Source organism: Streptomyces sp. UNOC14_S4 (genome assembly GCF_020740835.1).
GTDB lineage: Bacteria > Actinomycetota > Actinomycetes > Streptomycetales > Streptomycetaceae > Streptomyces.
The window spans coordinates 1-17,327 of the sequence record NZ_JAINFC010000119.1 but is presented as its reverse complement, the minus strand read 5'-3'; the positions used below and the strand labels follow the sequence as shown (position 1 = coordinate 17,327).

13 protein-coding genes are annotated in these 17,327 nt (G+C 71.8%); 8 read left to right on the top strand and 5 right to left on the bottom strand.

The features are described 5' to 3' along the window. Positions 1–1,340, bottom strand: a 1,340-nt coding sequence (locus K6I34_RS13645) for an alpha-amylase family protein (RefSeq protein ID WP_229325729.1), incomplete at its 3' end; no start/stop codon positions are given. A gap of 288 nt (positions 1,341–1,628) precedes the next feature. On the opposite strand from K6I34_RS13645, the gene K6I34_RS13640 reads away from it, so the two are divergent. From K6I34_RS13640 to K6I34_RS13615, 6 genes are all read left to right on the top strand, one after another. Beyond that, positions 1,629–2,939: an extracellular solute-binding protein gene (locus tag K6I34_RS13640; RefSeq protein WP_229325727.1), complete on the top strand. Its 1,311-nt coding sequence runs from the start codon at positions 1,629–1,631 to the stop codon at positions 2,937–2,939. 10 nt (positions 2,940–2,949) lie between these two features. Beyond that, positions 2,950–3,894: a carbohydrate ABC transporter permease gene (locus K6I34_RS13635; protein ID WP_229325725.1), complete on the top strand. Its 945-nt coding sequence runs from the start codon at positions 2,950–2,952 to the stop codon at positions 3,892–3,894. After that, complete coding sequence (locus K6I34_RS13630) at positions 3,891–4,739, top strand: sugar ABC transporter permease (RefSeq protein ID WP_229325723.1); 849 nt, start codon at positions 3,891–3,893, stop codon at positions 4,737–4,739. The genes K6I34_RS13635 and K6I34_RS13630 overlap by 4 nt, the downstream gene beginning before the upstream one ends. Positions 4,740–4,890: 151 nt before the next feature. Further along, positions 4,891–6,522, top strand: a complete 1,632-nt coding sequence (locus K6I34_RS13625; protein WP_229325721.1) for a glycoside hydrolase family 13 protein — start codon at positions 4,891–4,893, stop codon at positions 6,520–6,522. 25 nt (positions 6,523–6,547) lie between these two features. Then, complete coding sequence (locus K6I34_RS13620) at positions 6,548–7,702, top strand: LacI family DNA-binding transcriptional regulator (RefSeq protein WP_229325719.1); 1,155 nt, start codon at positions 6,548–6,550, stop codon at positions 7,700–7,702. A 36-nt stretch (positions 7,703–7,738) separates the two neighbouring features. Continuing rightward, the gene (locus K6I34_RS13615; protein ID WP_229325717.1) at positions 7,739–8,587 is read left to right on the top strand and encodes a phosphatase PAP2 family protein; all 849 of its coding nucleotides are present in this window, start codon (positions 7,739–7,741) and stop codon (positions 8,585–8,587) included. Between the two features lie 15 nt (positions 8,588–8,602). Here K6I34_RS13615 and K6I34_RS13610 read toward each other — a convergent pair whose 3' ends face one another. The 4 genes from K6I34_RS13610 to K6I34_RS13595 form a co-directional block, all read right to left on the bottom strand. Continuing rightward, a complete protein-coding gene (locus tag K6I34_RS13610; protein ID WP_229325715.1) occupies positions 8,603–11,668 on the bottom strand; it encodes a bifunctional [glutamine synthetase] adenylyltransferase/[glutamine synthetase]-adenylyl-L-tyrosine phosphorylase in 3,066 nt (1,021 codons plus the stop codon). A gap of 104 nt (positions 11,669–11,772) precedes the next feature. Beyond that, entirely contained in the window at positions 11,773–13,134 is a 1,362-nt protein-coding gene (glnA, locus tag K6I34_RS13605; RefSeq protein ID WP_229325713.1) for a type I glutamate--ammonia ligase, read from the bottom strand. Between the two features lie 211 nt (positions 13,135–13,345). Next, on the bottom strand, positions 13,346–14,209 hold the full coding sequence (locus K6I34_RS13600; RefSeq protein WP_229325712.1) for an alpha/beta fold hydrolase: 864 nt from the start codon (positions 14,207–14,209) through the stop codon (positions 13,346–13,348). A 172-nt stretch (positions 14,210–14,381) separates the two neighbouring features. After that, a complete protein-coding gene (locus tag K6I34_RS13595) occupies positions 14,382–15,872 on the bottom strand; it encodes an APC family permease (RefSeq protein WP_229325709.1) in 1,491 nt (496 codons plus the stop codon). Positions 15,873–16,007: 135 nt separating this feature from the next. On the opposite strand from K6I34_RS13595, the gene K6I34_RS13590 reads away from it, so the two are divergent. Next, the gene (locus K6I34_RS13590; RefSeq protein WP_229325707.1) at positions 16,008–16,454 is read left to right on the top strand and encodes a DUF6153 family protein; all 447 of its coding nucleotides are present in this window, start codon (positions 16,008–16,010) and stop codon (positions 16,452–16,454) included. A gap of 74 nt (positions 16,455–16,528) precedes the next feature. Next, positions 16,529–17,327: multicopper oxidase domain-containing protein (locus K6I34_RS13585; protein ID WP_229325705.1), on the top strand; the 799-nt coding region annotated here is incomplete at its 3' end.

The window sequence follows — 17,327 nt, the reverse complement described above, 5'->3', positions numbered from 1 at the left end:
CCATCGACCGTCACCACACGACGCGCCTGGACATCGCAATAAGACCCCGCCGCCAGCGACGTCTGGAACGTGCGGCTCACCGCGAACCCCTCGTGGTTCACCACCACATAGCCCCGGCTCCCCCGCCCGAAGGCAATCGCCTGGTAACCGTTGTCCCACCAGTCCGAAACCGCCTCGCCCCGCACCGCATTGCGGAACCCCACCATCGCCCGGATCTCCGGCCAGTCGTGCTGGCACTTCCAGCCGTCCTGCCAACAAGCGGCAACCGCACCACCATTCGGCGGCCCCGCGTCACGATCCGTGAACTCATAACCCGAGTGCACGTCGGGCGACCCGTACGGCCACGCGAGCATGAAGACATGCGCGAGTGTGTAGTCCGCGCCGTCCTTGTACGTGAGCGTGTCGCCGTTCCGCTCCGTGTCGTGGTTGTCGACGAAGACGGACGCCGACCCACCCGGCAGATACGCCCAGCCCTCCCCGTAATTGCGCAGATAGGCCAGCCGCTCCCGCTGGAAGACCCGTTTCAGATCCCACGCGTAGCGGAACTCCTGGACGTCCCCGTTGCGTACGTACTCCTCGGGCCGCACCGCCTCGCCCGCGCCGTAGATGGTCTCCTGCTTCCAGTAGACGTCCGGCTTGCTCAGCCTGGACTTCACCGCCGCCAGGTCCTCGGCGGCGACATGCTTCGCCGCGTCGACACGGAAGCCGTCCACGCCCAGCGACAGCAGGTCGTTCAGATATCCCGCGAGCCGGTCACGGACCCGGTCGCTGCCGGTGTCCAGGTCCGCAAGGCCCACGAGTTCGCAGTTCTGCACGTCGGAGCGATCGCCGTAGTCACTCACGGGCTTGCGGCAGGCGTGGAAGTCCCGGTCCTCATAGACGCCCGGGTAGGCGTACTTCGTATACGGCGTGCCGCCCGTCCCGGTGCCGTTCCCGGCGGACATGTGGTTGACGACGGCGTCGACGACGACCTTCACGCCCGCGCGGTGGCAGGCGGTGACCATGTCCGCGAAAGCAGCGCGGTCACCGAGCCGGCCCGCGACGCGGTAGCTGACGGGCTGGTAGGAGGTCCACCACTGCGGGCCCTGGATGTGCTCCTGAGGCGGTGACACCTGGACGAAGCCGTAACCGGCGGGGCCGAGCGCGCGGCCGCACTCCTTCGCGACCGCGTCGTAGCGCCACTCGAAGAGGACGGCGGTGACGTCCTTGCCCCCGGAGCCGGGCGCACTCGCCCGCGCCTCCGCCCGCGCCTGCGGGGTGCCGAGCGCGGCGCACGCCACGAGGGCGACCCCAGCGGCCAGGGTTCTTCGAACGATTCCGGGTATGACGGCACCGGCCATGGGGGGCTCCTGACGGTGGGGGATGTCCTGAAGGTTCTTGCGCAAAACCGTGGCAAGACTGCGGCAATCGGCGGCAATCCGCCGCAAGAAAGCGTCAACGCGCCGCCCACGAGACCGTACGAGCCCGCCCCGCACCGGTCAACCCTTGGGACACAAGCCGGTTACAACCCGGAAATCTTGCCGTTTCCTTCTTGCAAGCCCTTTCGCAAGAGATTGCAGCCTGTTACGTTCCTCCACAGCTCGGGCCGCCCACGACCGGTCGGCCCCCTTGATGAGGGGATCATCCATATGCGAAGAGGCATATCGGTTGTGGCCATCGTCGGCGCACTCGCCCTGACCGCGACCGCGTGCGGCGGCAGCGGCGACAGCGGCAGCGACGGCGGGGACGGCGCCAAGGCGGCGAACGACCCGGGCAGCGTGAGCGGCACCGTCACCTGGTGGGACACCTCGGACGCCACCAACGAGGCCCCGGCCTTCAAGAAGCTGGTGTCGGCCTTCGAGGCCAAGTACCCCAAGATCAAGGTCGATTACGTCAACGTGCCGTTCGACCAGGCGCAGCAGAAGTTCAAGACGGCGGCGGCCACCGGCAAGGGCGCGCCCGACGTGCTGCGCTCGGACGTGGGCTGGACGCCGGGCTTCGCCCAGCTCGGCTATCTCAAGGACCTCACGGGCACGCCCGCGCTCGACAAGCCGGACGACTTCCTCGACGGGCCGCTGAAGAACGCCGCATACCAGGACAAGACGTACGGCGTCCCGCAGGTCACCGACACCCTGGGGCTGCTCTACAACAAGGAGCTGTTCCAGAAGGCGGGCATCGACAAGCCGCCCGCCGACTGGAAGGCCGTCAAGGACGCCGCCCAGAAGATCAAGGAGAAGACGGGCGCCGAGGGCATCGGCCTCAGCCCGGACAGCTACTACTCGCTGCCCTTCCTCTACGGCGAGAACAGCGACATGGTCGACCCGGACAGGAAGCAGATCACCATCGCCGACGCCGCGTCCCTGAAGGGCATCGAGACGGCCGTCGACCTGGTGAAGTCCGGTGCCGCGCCCAAGCCCGCGGGCACGGACGGCTACAACGCGCTGAAGACGGACTTCAAGAACGGCAAGCTCGCGATGCTCATCGACGGGCCGTGGGCGACCAAGGAGATCTTCGGCGGCGACGCCTACAAGTCCCGTGACAACCTGGGCATCGCGCCCGTCCCGGCCGGTTCCACCGGCACGGCGGGGGCCCCGGTCGGCGGCCACAACCTCGTCGTCTACGCGGGCTCGAAGAACTTCGACGCCTCGTACCTCTTCACCCGGTTCATGACCGAGGCCGCGCAGCAGGAGGCCGTCTCGAAGGAGATCGGCGTGCTGCCGACCCGCAAGTCGGCGTACACGAACGACGTGCTGGCCGACCCGGTGCGCAAGTCGTTCCACGACGCGCTGGGCAAGGCGCACCCGCGGCCGCGGATCCCGCAGGGCGGCGACCTCTTCACGGACTGGCTCCAGCACTACACCAAGATCCTCACGCTGAAGGAGCAGCCGCGGGAGGGCCTGGACGCCACGGCGAAGGCCTGGCAGTCCGCGCTGCTCAAGGACTACGGGATCGCGAAGTAGGGCCACGGCGATGACAGCGCTCGTCACCCGGGCCAGACGCTCCTTCGAGACCCACTGGTACGCCTGGGCCATGGTCCTGCCGGTGGTCGTGGTCCTGGCCGTGCTCGTCGGCTATCCGCTGGGGAAGGGCATCTACCTGTCCTTCACCGACGCCAACGAGGCCAACGTCGGCCGCACCATCGGGGTCAACCACATCCCCGCGACGTACAAGGCCGTGGGCCTGGACAACTACTGGAAGGTGCTGTCCGGCCAGGAGGGGCACTTCTACTCCCGGCTGGGCTGGACGGTGGTGTGGACGGCGTCCTGCGTCGTCCTGCACTACGCGATCGGGCTCGGTCTTGCGCTGCTGCTGAACCGGCCGATGCGGTTCCGGGCGCTGTACCGGGTGCTGCTGATCCTGCCGTGGGCGGTGCCCGCGTTCGTCGCCACGTTCTCCTGGCGGCTGATGTTCAACGAGAAGTACGGGGTGCTGAACGCTTTCCTGGAGAAGCTCGGCGTCGGCGCCGTGGACTGGCTCGGGGACAGCACCCTGCAGAAGATGGCGGCGGTCGCGGTCAACGTATGGCTGGGCGTGCCGTTCATGATGGTGGCGATCCTCGGCGGGCTCCAGGCGATACCCAGGGAGTTGCACGAGGCGGCGGAGATGGACGGCGCCTCGCCGTGGCAGCGGTTCCGGCACGTGACGCTGCCGGGGCTGCGGCCGGTGAGCGGGACGGTGATCCTGCTGGGCGTCATCTGGACGTTCAACATGTTCCAGGTGATCTACCTGCTGATCGGGCAGGGCGCGAGCTCCGACAGCGAGATCCTCGTGACGTACGCCTACCGGCTGGCGTTCCAGGGCGTGCGCGACTACGCGGGCTCGGCCACGTACGGCATCCTCATCCTCTCGCTGCTGCTGGTCTTCGCCGTCTTCTACCGCAGGATGCTCTCCCGACAGGAGGAGACCACGCGATGAGCTCCACCACCCCACGAGCCCGCGGCGAGCGCTCGCGCGGCGCCTCCGCGGCGCTGCACACGGCACTGGTCCTGGCGAGCCTGGTGGCCGTCTTCCCCGTGCTGTTCGTCGTGTTCGTGTCGCTGCGCGGGCGGGACGGCTGGCAGGAGCCGACGCGGCTCACCGGCTTCGACGTCTCCAACTACACGCACATACTGGAGCACACCAAGTTCCTCACGTGGTTCGGGAACTCGGTGATCGTGGCGCTGGGGGCCACGCTGCTCGGGGTGTTCACGGCGGCGACGGCGGGCTACGCCGTGTCGCGGATGCGGTTCCCGGGGCACCGGCCGCTGATGTGGACTTTCCTGATCGTGCAAATGTTCCCGATGGCGGTGCTGATCGTGCCGCTGTACAACATTCTGGGTGAGCTCGAACTCCTGGACTCCTACACGGGTCTGATCGTGACCTACTGCTCGGTCTCCGTGCCGTTCTGCGCCTGGATGCTCAAGGGGTACTTCGACACCATTCCCGCCGAGATCGACGAGGCGGGCCGGGTGGACGGGCTGAGCCCGTTCGGCACCTTCTGGCGGCTGGTGCTGCCGCTGGCCCGGCCCGGTCTGGCCGTCACCGCCTTCTACTCCTTCATCACCGCCTGGGGCGAGGTCGCCTTCGCCACCCAGTTCATGAGCAGCGAGGAGCACTACACCCTCGCGGTCGGGCTCCAGACCTTCGTCGGCCAGCAGAAGGCCGAGTGGGGGCTGATGACGGCCGCGGCGGTGCTCATCACCATCCCGGCGGCCGCCGTCTTCTTCCTGGCCCAGCGGCACCTGGTCGCCGGGCTGACCGCCGGCGGCACCAAGGGCTGAGCCCGGCCCGCGGGGCGTCACCGGACGCGCGGGGCGCGCGTTGTCACGTGCGCACCGCCTTTCGCACCGCCCCCGCCCCTTCCGTTTCCGTTCCGTTCCATTCCGTCCGACCGCACCTCTCGTCCGCACCCTTCGACACCTAGGGAAGTACATGACCCAGGACCTCGCGCCCTCCGTCCGCCCGGCCGCCGCTCCATCCGCCCCGGCGGACGGCTGGTGGCGCAGCGCCGTCATCTACCAGGTGTACGTGCGTTCGTTCGCCGACAGCGACGGCGACGGCATCGGCGATCTGCGCGGGATCCGGCAGCGGCTGCCGTATCTGGCGGAGCTGGGGGTGGACGCGGTGTGGCTGACGCCGTTCTACGCCTCGCCGCAGGCGGACGGCGGCTACGACGTGGCGGACTACCGCGCCGTGGACCCGCTGTTCGGCGAGCTGTCGGACGCGGACGACCTGGTACGGGAGGCGCACCGGCTGGGGCTGCGAGTCATCGTGGACATCGTGCCCAACCACACGTCCGAACGGCACGCGTGGTTCCGGGAAGCGCTCGCGGACCGCCCGGGGGGGACGGCCCGCGAGCGCTACCACTTCCGTCCGGGCCGGGGCACCGGCGGCGAACTCCCGCCGAACGACTGGGAGTCCGTCTTCGGCGGCCCGGCCTGGACGCGGACGACGGGTCCCGGCGGGGAGCCCGGCGAGTGGTACCTGCACCTCTTCGCGCCGGAGCAGCCGGACCTGAACTGGGAGAACCCGGAGGTCCGCCAGGAGTTCGAGTCGGTGCTGCGGTTCTGGCTCGACCTGGGCGTGGACGGCTTCCGTATCGACGTGGCGCACGGCATGGTCAAGGCGCCGGGGCTGCCGGACATCGGCCGCAAGGAGCAGGCGAAGCTGATCGGCGCGCAGGTGCTGCCGTTCTTCGACCAGGACGGGGTGCACGAGATCCACCGCGGGTGGCGGGCGCTGCTGGACTCCTACGAGGGCGAGCGGATCGGCGTCGCGGAGGCCTGGGCGCCGACCTCGGAGCGGCTGGCGCTGTACGTACGGCCGGACGAGCTGCACCAGGCGTTCAACTTCCAGTTCCTGACCTGCGACTGGGACGCGCCGTCGATGCGGAAGGTGATCGACGAGTCACTGGCGGCCACGCTGTCGGTGGGGGCGCCGACCACGTGGGTGCTGTCCAACCACGACGTGGTGCGGCACACCACCCGCTACGGCGGCGGCGAGCCGGGCCTGCGGCGGGCGCGGGCGGCGGCCCTGCTGATGCTGGCGCTGCCCGGCTCGGCCTACGTCTACCAGGGCGAGGAGCTGGGGCTGCCCGAGGTGGTGGATCTGCCGGACGAGGTGCGGCAGGACCCGGCCTTCTTCCGGGGGGACGGGCAGGACGGCACCCGGGACGGCTGCCGGGTGCCGATCCCGTGGTCGGGCGAGTCGGCCCCGTACGGCTTCGGGCCGGGCGGCAGCTGGCTGCCGCAGCCCGAGCAGTGGCGCGAGCTGTCGGTGGCGGCGCAGTCGGGGGACCCGCGCTCCACGCTGGAGCTCTACCGCTCGGCGCTGACGCTCCGCCGCGAGCTCGCCGGGCTCGGTGACGGGGAGATGCGCTGGCTGGACGCGCCGGAGGGGGTGCTGGCGCTGTCCCGGCCGGGCTTCGTGTGCACGCTCAACACGCTCGGCCACGAGGTGGAGCTGCCGGTTCCGGGGCGTCCGGTGCTGGCGACGGCGGCCCTGGAGTTCGCGGGTGCCGCGGTGCGTCTGCCTTCGGATTCCTGTGTCTGGTGGGCAGTCTGACATGCGACCGGTAAGGTCGCATCCTGTGACCGCAAGGCTGGCCGACATCGCAGCCCAGGCGGGTGTCAGCGAAGCAACCGTCAGCCGCGTCCTCAACGGGAAGCCGGGGGTCGCCGCCTCCACCCGCCAGTCCGTGCTGGCCGCGCTCGACGTGCTGGGCTACGAGCGGCCCGTGCGGCTGCGGCAGCGCAGCGCCGGGCTGGTCGGGCTGATCACCCCGGAGCTGGACAATCCCATCTTCCCGGCGTTCGCCCAGGTGATAGGGCAGGCGCTGACCCGGCAGGGCTATACGCCGGTGCTGGCCACCCAGACCCCGGGCGGCTCGACCGAGGACGAGCTGACGGAGATGCTGGTGGACCGGGGGGTCGCCGGGATCATCTTCGTCTCCGGGCTGCACGCGGACACCTCCGCGGACATGCAGCGCTACGAGCGGCTGCGGGCCCAGGGCGTGCCGTTCGTGCTCATCAACGGCTTCTCGGACAAGGTGCGGGCCCCTTTCGTCTCCCCCGACGACCGGGCGGCCGTGCACCTGGCCGTCACGCACCTGGCCGCGCTGGGGCACCGCCGCATCGGGCTCGCGCTGGGGCCCGAGCGGTACGTGCCGGTGCAGCGGAAGATCGAGGGCTTCCTGGCGGCCATGCGCGAGCGCCTGGGGCTGGACGGGGCCGGGGCGCGGGAGCTGGTGCAGCACTCGCTGTTCAGCCTGGAGGGCGGCCAGGCGGCCGCCGCCGCGCTGCTGGAGAGGGGCTGCACGGCCGTCGTGTGCGCGAGCGACATGATGGCCCTGGGGGCCGTGCGGGCGGCCCGCCAGCGCGGCCTGGAGGTCCCGCGGGACGTCTCGGTGGTCGGCTTCGACGACTCGCCGCTCATCGCCTTCACGGACCCGCCGCTGACCACGATCCGGCAGCCGGTGCAGGCCATGGGGCAGGCGGCCGTGGGGGCCCTGCTGGAGGAGGTCGGCGGCACCCCGGCCCCGCACAGCGAGTTCGTCTTCCTGCCCGAGCTGGTGGTCCGGGGGTCGACGGCCGCGTGCCCGGCCGAGGCGCCGGGCACGGACCGTGGCGGCGCGGCCACCCTCACCGGGGCCGTCCCCGGCCAGGGCCGCACAGATGCGCGTACGGGCGCTCGTACGGTGGGGGCGAACGGGGCGGAAAGCGGCGAAGACCAGACTTGGGGATGATCTGCCCCAGGCGGCTTTCTGGCAGACTGGTTCGCTATGGGTGAAGCGACAGCAGGCTCACTGGAAGGCCGCACGGCCGCCCCGCCACCCACCGAGGAGCGAGCGGACCGGCCGTCGGCGGAACGGGACTTCCTGCGGCAGTTGCGCTCGCCGCGCCGGCCACGCCTGTGGTTCGAAGTACTGCTGATCGCGGTGAGCTACTGGACGTACTCCCTCGTGCGCAACGCGGTCCCGGAACAGCGGGACCAGGCCCTGCGCAACGCCGACTGGATATGGCGCGCCGAGAACTCCCTGCACATCGCCGTCGAACGCACGGTCAACCACGCGGTCGACTCGGTCACCTGGCTGATCGTGGGGATGAACTACTACTACGCCACCCTGCACTTCGTCCTCACGATCGGGGTGCTGGTGTGGCTCTACCACTGGCACCCCGGCCGCTACGCCGCGGCCCGGCTGGCCCTGTTCGCCACCACCGCCGTCGCGTTGGCGGGCTATTACCTCTACCCGCTGGCCCCGCCGCGGCTGATGGACGGCGTGGACTTCGTCGACACGGTCGTGGTGCACCACACCTGGGGCTCGATGGCCTCGGGGAACCTGGCCGACGTGTCCAACCAGTACGCGGCGATGCCGTCGATGCACATCGGGTGGTCGGCCTGGTGCGGCGTCACCATCGCGGCGCTGGCCCGCCCGGTGTGGGTGAGGGTGCTGGGCGCCCTCTACCCGGTGGCCACCCTGGTGGTGATCGTGGCGACCGCCAACCACTTCCTGCTGGACGCGGTGGGCGGACTGCTCTGCCTGGGCTTCGGGTTCGCCGTGGCGTACGGCTGGTACCGCTCCTCGCCGTACGCCCTGCCCCGCCATGTGGCGGGACTCCGGGCCCCGTAGAAATTCAGTAGGACTTCAGGCGCCGTAGAACAGGTCGTCCACCACGGCCCGCGCGCGGCGGGTGGTGCGGCGGTAGTCGTCGAGCATGTCGCCCACGTGACCGGGCTCGTAGCCGAGGTAACGGCCGACGGCGGCCAGCTCGCGGCTGTGGGAGGGGAAGGTGTCCCCGGCCCGCCCGCGCACGAGCATGACGGCGTTGCGGACGCTCGTGGCGAGCACCCACGCGTCGTCCAGTATGGCCGCCTCCTCCGTGGTCAGCAGCTCGGCGGCACGGGCCGCGTGCAGGGCCTCGCGGGTGCGCGTGGTGCGCAGCCCCGGCTCCGCCCAGCCGTGCCGCATCTGGAGCAGCTGGACGGTCCACTCGACGTCGGACAGACCGCCGCGCCCGAGCTTGGTGTGGGTCGTCGGGTCGGCGCCGCGCGGCATCCGCTCGGACTCCATCCGGGCCTTGAGCCGTCTGATCTCGCGGACCGCGTCCTCGCCGAGACCCTCCATGGGGTAGCGCAGCGGGTCGATCAGCTCGACGAAGCGCGCGCCGAGGTCGGCGTCGCCCGCGACGGGCCGGGCGCGCAGCAGGGCCTGGCTCTCCCACACCAGCGACCAGCGCCGGTAGTAGGCGGCGTAGGAGGCGAGGCTGCGCACGATGGGCCCGGACTTGCCCTCGGGCCGCAGGTCGGCGTCGACGAGCAGCGGCGGGTCGGTGGTGGGCAGCTGCAGGAGTCTGCGCATCTCGGTGGCGACGGCGAAGGCGGCCTTGGCGGCCTCCTCGTCACCGACGCCCTCGCGCGGCTCGTGGACGAACAGCACGTCGGCGTCCGAGCCGTAGCCCTGTTCGTGGCCGCCGAAGCGGCCCATGCCGATGACCGCGAACCGGGCGGGCAGGGTGTCGCCCCACTCGGCGCGCACGGCGGCGCGCAGGGCCCCGGCGAGCGCCGCGGCGTTGACGTCGGAGACGGCGGCGCCCACGGCGTCGACGCGCAGGTGCGGGTCCTGGATCTCGGCGGTGCGGCCGGGCACCGCGGTGCCGTTGCCGCGCCCGGCGGGCCCGTAGGCGCCGATGATGTCGGCGGCGGCGGTGCGGAAGAGCTCCCGGCGGCGCACCCCGCGCACGGCCACGATCGCCGCTTCGGCGTCCTCGGCGCGGCCCACGGCGGACAGCGTCTCCTGCTCCAGGGCCTCCCGGCCGCGGGACCGCAGGCCCTCGGGGTCGCCGAGCAGGGCGACCGCCTCGGGGGCGCGCAGCAGCAGGTCGGGGGCGAGGCGCCCGGCGGAGAGCACGCGGGCGAGGTTCTCGGCGGCGGCGCCCTCGTCGCGCAGCAGCCGTAGGTACCACGGCGTGCGGCCGAGCGCGTCGGAGACCTTGTGGAAGTTGAGCAGCCCGGCGTCGGGGTCGGCGGAGTCCGCGAACCAGCCGAGGAGGACGGGCAGCAGGGTGCGCTGGATGGCGGCCTTGCGGCTGACGCCGGAGGCCAGGGCCTCCAGGTGGCGCAGGGCGGCGAGCGGATCGGCGTAGCCGAGGGCCTCCAGGCGGTGGCCGGCCTCCTTGGCGCTGAGCCGGATCTCGCCGGGCTCCAGCTGGGCGACGGCGTCGAGCAGCGGCCGGTAGAACAGCTTCTCGTGCAGGCGCCGCACCTCGCGGGCGTGCTTGCGCCACATCCTGCCCAGCTCGTCGACGGGTTCGGTGCCGGGCGGCCAGTGGAAGGCGCGGGCGAGGGAACGCCCGAGGCGGCGCAGGTCGGCCGGGTCCTCGGGCATGAGGTGGGTGCGGCGCAGCCGGTGGAGCTGGATGTGGTGCTCCAGGGTGCGCAGGAAGCGGTAGGCGGCGTCGAGGGCGGCGGCGTCGGTACGGCCCACGTAGCCGCCCGCGGCGAGGGCGGTCAGCGCGTCGAGGGTGCCGCTGCCGCGGAGGGTGGCGTCGCTGCGGCCGTGCACGAGCTGGAGGAGCTGGACGGCGAACTCGACGTCGCGCAGGCCCCCGGGGCCGAGCTTCAGCTCGCGCTCGGCCTGGCCCGCGGGGATGGAGGCGACGACGCGGCGGCGCATCTGCTGGACGTCGGCGACGAAGTTCTCCCGCTCGGCGGCCTGCCAGACCAGCGGGGAGACGGCGTCGAGGTACTCCTGCCCCAGCACGGCGTCGCCCGCGACCGGCCGGGCCTTGAGCAGGGCCTGGAACTCCCAGGTCTTCGCCCAGCGTTGGTAGTAGGCGAGGTGGCTGGAGAGGGTGCGCACGAGCGGCCCGTTGCGGCCCTCGGGGCGGAGGTTGGCGTCGACGGGCCAGATGGTGCCCTCGGGGGTGACGTCGGAGCAGACGCGCATCATCCGCGCGGCGAGCCGGGCCGCGGCCTGCAGGGCGACGCCCTCGGCCGTGCCGCCGCGGGGTTCCGCCACGAAGACGACGTCCACGTCGGAGACGTAATTGAGCTCGCGGCCACCGCACTTGCCCATGCCGATGACGGCGAGCCGACAGGCCCGGTCGTCCTCGGGCTGCTCCTCGGCGGCGATGGCCAGGGCGACGCGCAGGGTGGCGGTGGCGAGGTCGGCGAGCTCGGCGGCGGTCTGGGCGACGTCGGTGGTGCCGCACACGTCGCGGGCGGCGATGGTCAGCAGACAGCGCCGGTAGGCGGCGCGCAGGGCGTCGGCGGGGGCCAGCCCGGAGACGCGCTCGCCGCGCATCCCCTCGGCGAGGGCCCGCGCGAACTCCGGGGTGCCGGGGTCGAGATCGGCGGGCTCGTAGGCGACGAGGGCGTGCCAGTCGCCGGGGTGCCGGGCGAGGTGGTCGCCGAGGGCGGTGGAGGCGCCGAGCACCCCGAGCAGCCGGTCGCGCAGGGGCTTGGCGGTGACGAGGGTGTCGAGGAGGGTGTGCCGCTCGGCGGTGCCCATGGCCTCCAGAAGCCGTACGAGCCCCTGGAGGGCCAGGTCGGGATCGGCGGTGCCGCCGAGGGCGTCGAGGAGCAGCGGATCGGACCGCACGGAGGCGAGCACGGGCTCGTCGAGCAGCCGCTCGGCCCCCACGGCATCGGTGAACCCGTGCCGCAGCAACCGACTGTAGGAACTACTACGACGCCCGTCCGGCACGGTCATGAATCCCCTCTCTTTGCCAGGTATATCCAGCCCGTCCGGCGTTTGAGGACGCGGCCGCAGGCCGCTCCCGCCGCAGGCGGCGACGGCGGGACAGCCGACAACGGCTACAGAACCGGCAACATCTTCCGCAACTCGAACGCGGTCACCTCGGAACGGTACTCCTCCCACTCCTGCTTCTTGTTCCGCAGGAAGAAGTCGAAGACGTGCTCGCCGAGCGTCTCGGCGACCAGCTCGCTGCGCTCCATCAGCTCGATCGCCTCGCCGAGGTTCTGCGGCAGCGGCTCGATGCCCATGGCGCGGCGCTCGGCGTCCGACAGTGCCCAGACGTCGTCGTCGGCGCCCGCGGGCAGCTCGTAGCCCTCCTCGATGCCCTTGAGGCCCGCGGCCAGCAGCACCGCGTACGTCAGGTACGGGTTCGCGCCGGAGTCGATCGACCGGACCTCGACCCGCGTCGAACCCGTCTTGCCGGGCTTGTACATCGGGACGCGGATGAGCGCGGAGCGATTGTTGTGGCCCCAGCAGATGTACGAGGGGGCCTCGCCGCCGGCGCCCGCGGTGCGCTGGGAGCCGCCCCAGATGCGCTTGTAGGAGTTCACCCACTGGTTGGTGACGGCGGAGGTCTCGGCGGCGTGCCGGAGCAGACCGGCGATGAAGGAGCGGCCGACCTTGGAGAGCTGGTACTCCGCGCCGGACTCGTAGAACGCGTTCCGGTCGCCCTCGAAGAGGGACAGGTGGGTGTGCATGCCGGAGCCGGGGAACTCGGAGAACGGCTTGGGCATGAAGGTGGCCTGGACGCCCTGCTCCAGCGCGACCTGCTTCATCACGAGCCGGAAGGTCATGATGTTGTCGGCCGTGGAGAGCGCGTCGGCGTAGCGCAGGTCGATCTCCTGCTGGCCGGGGGCGCCCTCGTGGTGGCTGAACTCGACCGAGATGCCCATGGACTCCAGCATGGTGATGGCCTGTCGGCGGAAGTCCATGCCCACGTTCTGCGGGGTGTGGTCGAAGTAGCCGGAGTTGTCGGCGGGCACCGGGCGGGTGCCGTCGACGGGCTTGTCCTTGAGCAGGAAGAACTCGATCTCGGGGTGGGTGTAGAAGGTGAAGCCGAGGTCGGAGGTCTTGGCGAGGATGCGCTTGAGGACGTAGCGCGGGTCGGCGTAGGAGGGGGAGCCGTCCGGCATCAGGATGTCGCAGAACATCCGGGCGGTGCCGGGGGCCTCGGCGCGCCAGGGGAGGATCTGGAAAGTGCCCGGGTCCGGCTTGGCGATCATGTCGGACTCGTAGACACGGGCGAAACCCTCGATGGCCGAGCCGTCGAAGCCGATGCCCTCGTCGAAGGCCTGCTCCAGCTCCGCCGGGGCGACGGCCACGGACTTCAGATAGCCCAGCACATCGGTGAACCACAGCCGTACGAACCGGATGTCGCGCTCTTCGAGCGTGCGGAGCACGAACTCCTGCTGCTTATCCATATCCACCTATCCTCGGTCAGGCCACCCCTTCCCCGGCCGCGGGGCACGTCGGGGGCACATGAGCATCCCACCACACGATTTCGCGTGCATTGCGTACGAGTGTTGCGCAGGCATCGGCTCATGCGGGTGTACTGCTCCCTGCCCATTTTGCCTGCCCGGGGGCGCGCGCGTAACGGCCGGGGCGCCGCCCGCTCCCCGGCCGGGTCAGGGGTTACGCCCGGTTCGGGGGCATCGCCAGGACCGCGGACGCGATGGCCTGCGGGCGGTCGTACATCAGCAGGTGCCCCGCGGGGGCGACGGCCTCGAAGCGGCCGTCGAGGCGCTCGGCGAGCGCGCGCTGGCGCTCCAGCCAGCGGCGCTCCACGGCGGAGCCGGTGCCGGGCGAGGCGGCGAGCACCGTCACCGGGACGGGTGGCAGGGGATGGGCCTCGCGCAGCTCGTGCAGCTCGGCGGCCACGTCGCGGTAGCGGGCGTTCTCCATCAGCAGGGCGCGCAGCACCCGGCCGGTGCCGTAGGTGCGGCGGACCAGCTCGGCGGGCACGGGGTCCTGCCGGGTGACGGAGGAGGCCCGCACGGTCAGCCTGCGCAGCGAGGGGCCGAGGGCGCGCGGCAGCCCGGCGGCGGCGAGCACCAGGCCGCGGGCGTGCGCGGCGTTGGTGCGCAGCTCCCGGGCGGGGGCGGGCCGGGGCTCCTCCTCGACGCTGCTGTCGACGAGGACGATCCCGGCCGTGCGCCCGGGGTGGAGCCGGGCGAAGGCCTCGGCGTGGAAGCCGGCGAGGGAGTGCCCGACGACCGTCGCGGGCCCCTCCAGGCCCAGGGCGTCGAGGACGCCCGCTATGCGGTCGGCCTCGCCCGAGGCGGTGGGCGGTTCGAGGGGCGGGGCGCTGAAGCCCAGGCCGGGGCGGTCGAAGCGGACGACCGTGCGGTGGGGGGCGAGCAGCGGCACGACGGGGTCCCAGTCGAACCAGCCCATGCCGAGGCCCACGCTGAGGACGCACACGGGCCCGGCGCCCTCGCGCACCACGTGCAGCGGCACGCCGCCGACCTTCAGCATGTGCCCCGGTGGGCGTCCCATACCGTCCACACTGTCCCCCTCGTCGCCGTCCGTCCACCACCGCGCCCCATCGGGAGACACCCGCAGGCCGGGGCGGGGGCCACCGGCCGGGGCGCGACGAGACGACCGTACCGGCGCGCGGCGGGTGTCCGCGCCACGCCTCCTCTGCCGGACGGCCGGAAGGCGGGTGCGGTCAGTCCCCGGCGGCGTCCCCGGCGGCGTCGTCGCCGTGCCCGCCGTGCCCGGGTGCGGCCCAGTGGGGCTTGCGGAAGGCGAGGAAGGCGAGCGGGATGAGGAAGCCGATGACGAGCAGCCCGCCGCCCACGGTGAGCAGGTAGCGCCACAGCGGTCCGCCGCCGAACTGCTCCGGCGGGACGAAGCCGATGCACATGGCCGCGAGCGAGGCCGCGAAGCCGACACCCGCGACGAGCCGCACGGCCGGGACGCGGAAGCCGCGCGGGCGGTCCGGCTGGGTGCGCCGCAGCTTCACGACGGCGGCGAACATCAGCAGGTAGACGACCAGGTAGATCTGGGTGGTGATGACCGAGAAGATCCAGTAGGCGCTGGAGACGTCGGGCAGGAAGGCGTAGAGCAGGGCGATCAGCGTGGTGAGCGCGCCCTGGGCGAGAAGGATGTTCCGCGGCACGCCGTTCTTGTTGAGCCGCTGGAGCACGGGCGGCAGGTAGCCCTCCTGCCGGGCGACCATCAGCAGCCCCTTCGAGGGACCGGCCAGCCAGGCGAGCATGCCGCCGAGCGCGGCCACGACCAGCATCAGGCCGACGACCTTGGTCAGCCAGCCGACGTGGAAGTGGTCGAAGAAGCCCTGGAAAGCCTGCATCACGCCCGCGGTCAGGCTGAGGTCCTCGCCGGGCATGACCCAGCTGATGGCGAGCGCCGGGAGGATGAAGATCAGCAGGACGAGACCGGTGGCGGCGAAGACCGAACGGGGGAACTGCTTGCCGGGCTCGCGCAGCGAGGCCACGTGCACGCCGTTCATCTCCATGCCCGCGTAGGACAGGAAGTTGTTGACGATGAGGACGAGGCTGGCGAGCCCCGTCCACGGCGGCAGCAGGTGGCCGCTGTCCATCGGGGCGGCGGAGGCGTTGCCCTGGCCGAGGAAGACGAGCCCCAGCACGACGAGGACGACACCGGGGATCAGGGTGCCGATGACGAGACCCGCGCCGGCCAGCCCGGCGACGGCCTTCGTGCCGCGCGTGGAGATCAGCACGCCGGACCAGTACACGACGACGATGACGATCGCGATGTAGAGGCCGTTGTCGGCGAGCCGGGGGTCGACGACGTACGCGAAGGTGCTCGCCACATAGGCGAGCAGGCTCGGGTAGTAGGCGATGGTCATCGCGAACTGGCACCACACGGCCAGGAAGCCGAGCGGCTTGGAGAGCGCCTCGCTCACCCACCGGTAGACACCGCCGGTCCAGCCGGAGGCGAGCTCGGCGGAGACGAGGGCGGTCGGCAGCAGGAAGACCACGGCGGGGACGAGGTAGAGGAACACGGCGGCGAGGCCGTAGAGCGCCATCGACGGCGAGGGCCGCAGGTTGGCGACGGACGCCGTGGTCATCATCGCGAGGGCGACCCAGGAGATGTACTGCGTCCGGTCCGGCCCCGGCGTGGGGGCACCCGTGGCGAGGGGACGGCTGTCCCTCACCTGTTCCGTGGTGGTCATGATGAGGTGGAGCGTCCTTCGCGGGGTGTGTCAATCGTTTTCGCCTCATCATCCCATTCGGTCACGCCTTCGACTCCTATACCCCAAGGGGGTAGGGTGCGGCGGGAGTGCTTTCCGGGTCCCTCGGGAGAAACGATGAACGGGCAGCGAAGGGCCACCGCGTGGTGCGGCCGCCTGCTGCTCTTCTCCGCCCTGCTGCTGGGCATCGTCACGATGCACACGCTGGGGCACCCGACGGGGGTGGGGCACGAACCGTGCCCCGTAAGGGGCGCGGGGAACTGCGCGACCAGCCACGACGCACCGGCAGCCGCCGAACAGCATGCGCAGGCAGACGAGTGGGCGCACAGCACCACCCACAGCAGCCCACACGGCCAAAACACCGGCATGGACCCCATGTCCGTCTGCCTGGCCGTACTAGGCGCGGGCCTGCTGACGATCGTCCTGCTCCTGGTCACCGCCGCGCTGCACCGCCCCGGCATCGCCCTGGGCACGCTCCGGGCGCGGCTGTTGCGCGCCCTCCGGCCCATCCCTCCCCCACCACGCCACAAAGCCCTCGCCCAGTTGTCGGTCCTGCGGGTGTAGCCGCACGTACCGCCCCGCGCGGTACACGCACGCGCTCACCACGGAACCGACAACACCACGAGGTGCTTTCCTCCATGCGTCACACCACCCGCCGCGCCGTGCTCGGCGCGGGCATAGCCGTCGCCGGAACCGGACTGCTCGCCGCCTGCGGCGGCGGATCGAGCGGCTCCGGCGGCGAGGCCGCCTCCCCGTCACCGTCCGCCGACTACCTCGCCCCGGACGGCAAGGAGGTCGCCGCCGCCGAGGCGAAACGCGGCACCGGGCCCGTACGGAAGGTGGCGCTCACGGCCACCCGCGCGACGCTCGACCTGGGCGGCGGCCTGAAGGTCGACACCTGGGCGTACGGCGACCGGCTGCCCGGCCAGGAGATCCGGGTCACCGCCGGGGACACGCTCGCGCTGACCCTCGCCAACCACCTGCCCGAGGCGACCTCCCTGCACTGGCACGGCCTCGCGCTCCGCAACGACATGGACGGCGTGCCGGGCGTCACCCAGCGGGCGATAAGGGCGGGCGGGTCGTACGACTACCGCTTCACCGTCCCGCGTCCGGGCACGTACTGGGTGCACCCGCACTCGGGCGTCCAGCAGGACCGCGGCCTGTACGCGCCGCTGATCGTGGAGGACCCCAAGGAGCCGCTCTCCTACGACAAGGAGTGGGTCGTCGTCCTCGACGACTGGGTGGACGGCGTGGACGGCAGCACGCCCGAAGGGGTGCTGGCGGAGCTCGCCAAGGGCATGGGCGGCATGAACCACGGGGACATGGGCGGCATGGACCACGGCGGGCACGACATGTCCAAGATGCCCGGCATGGCGATGACGGCGGCCGGGGCAAGCACCCCGAACCCCTCCCCCTCCGGCCCGCCCCGGATGATGA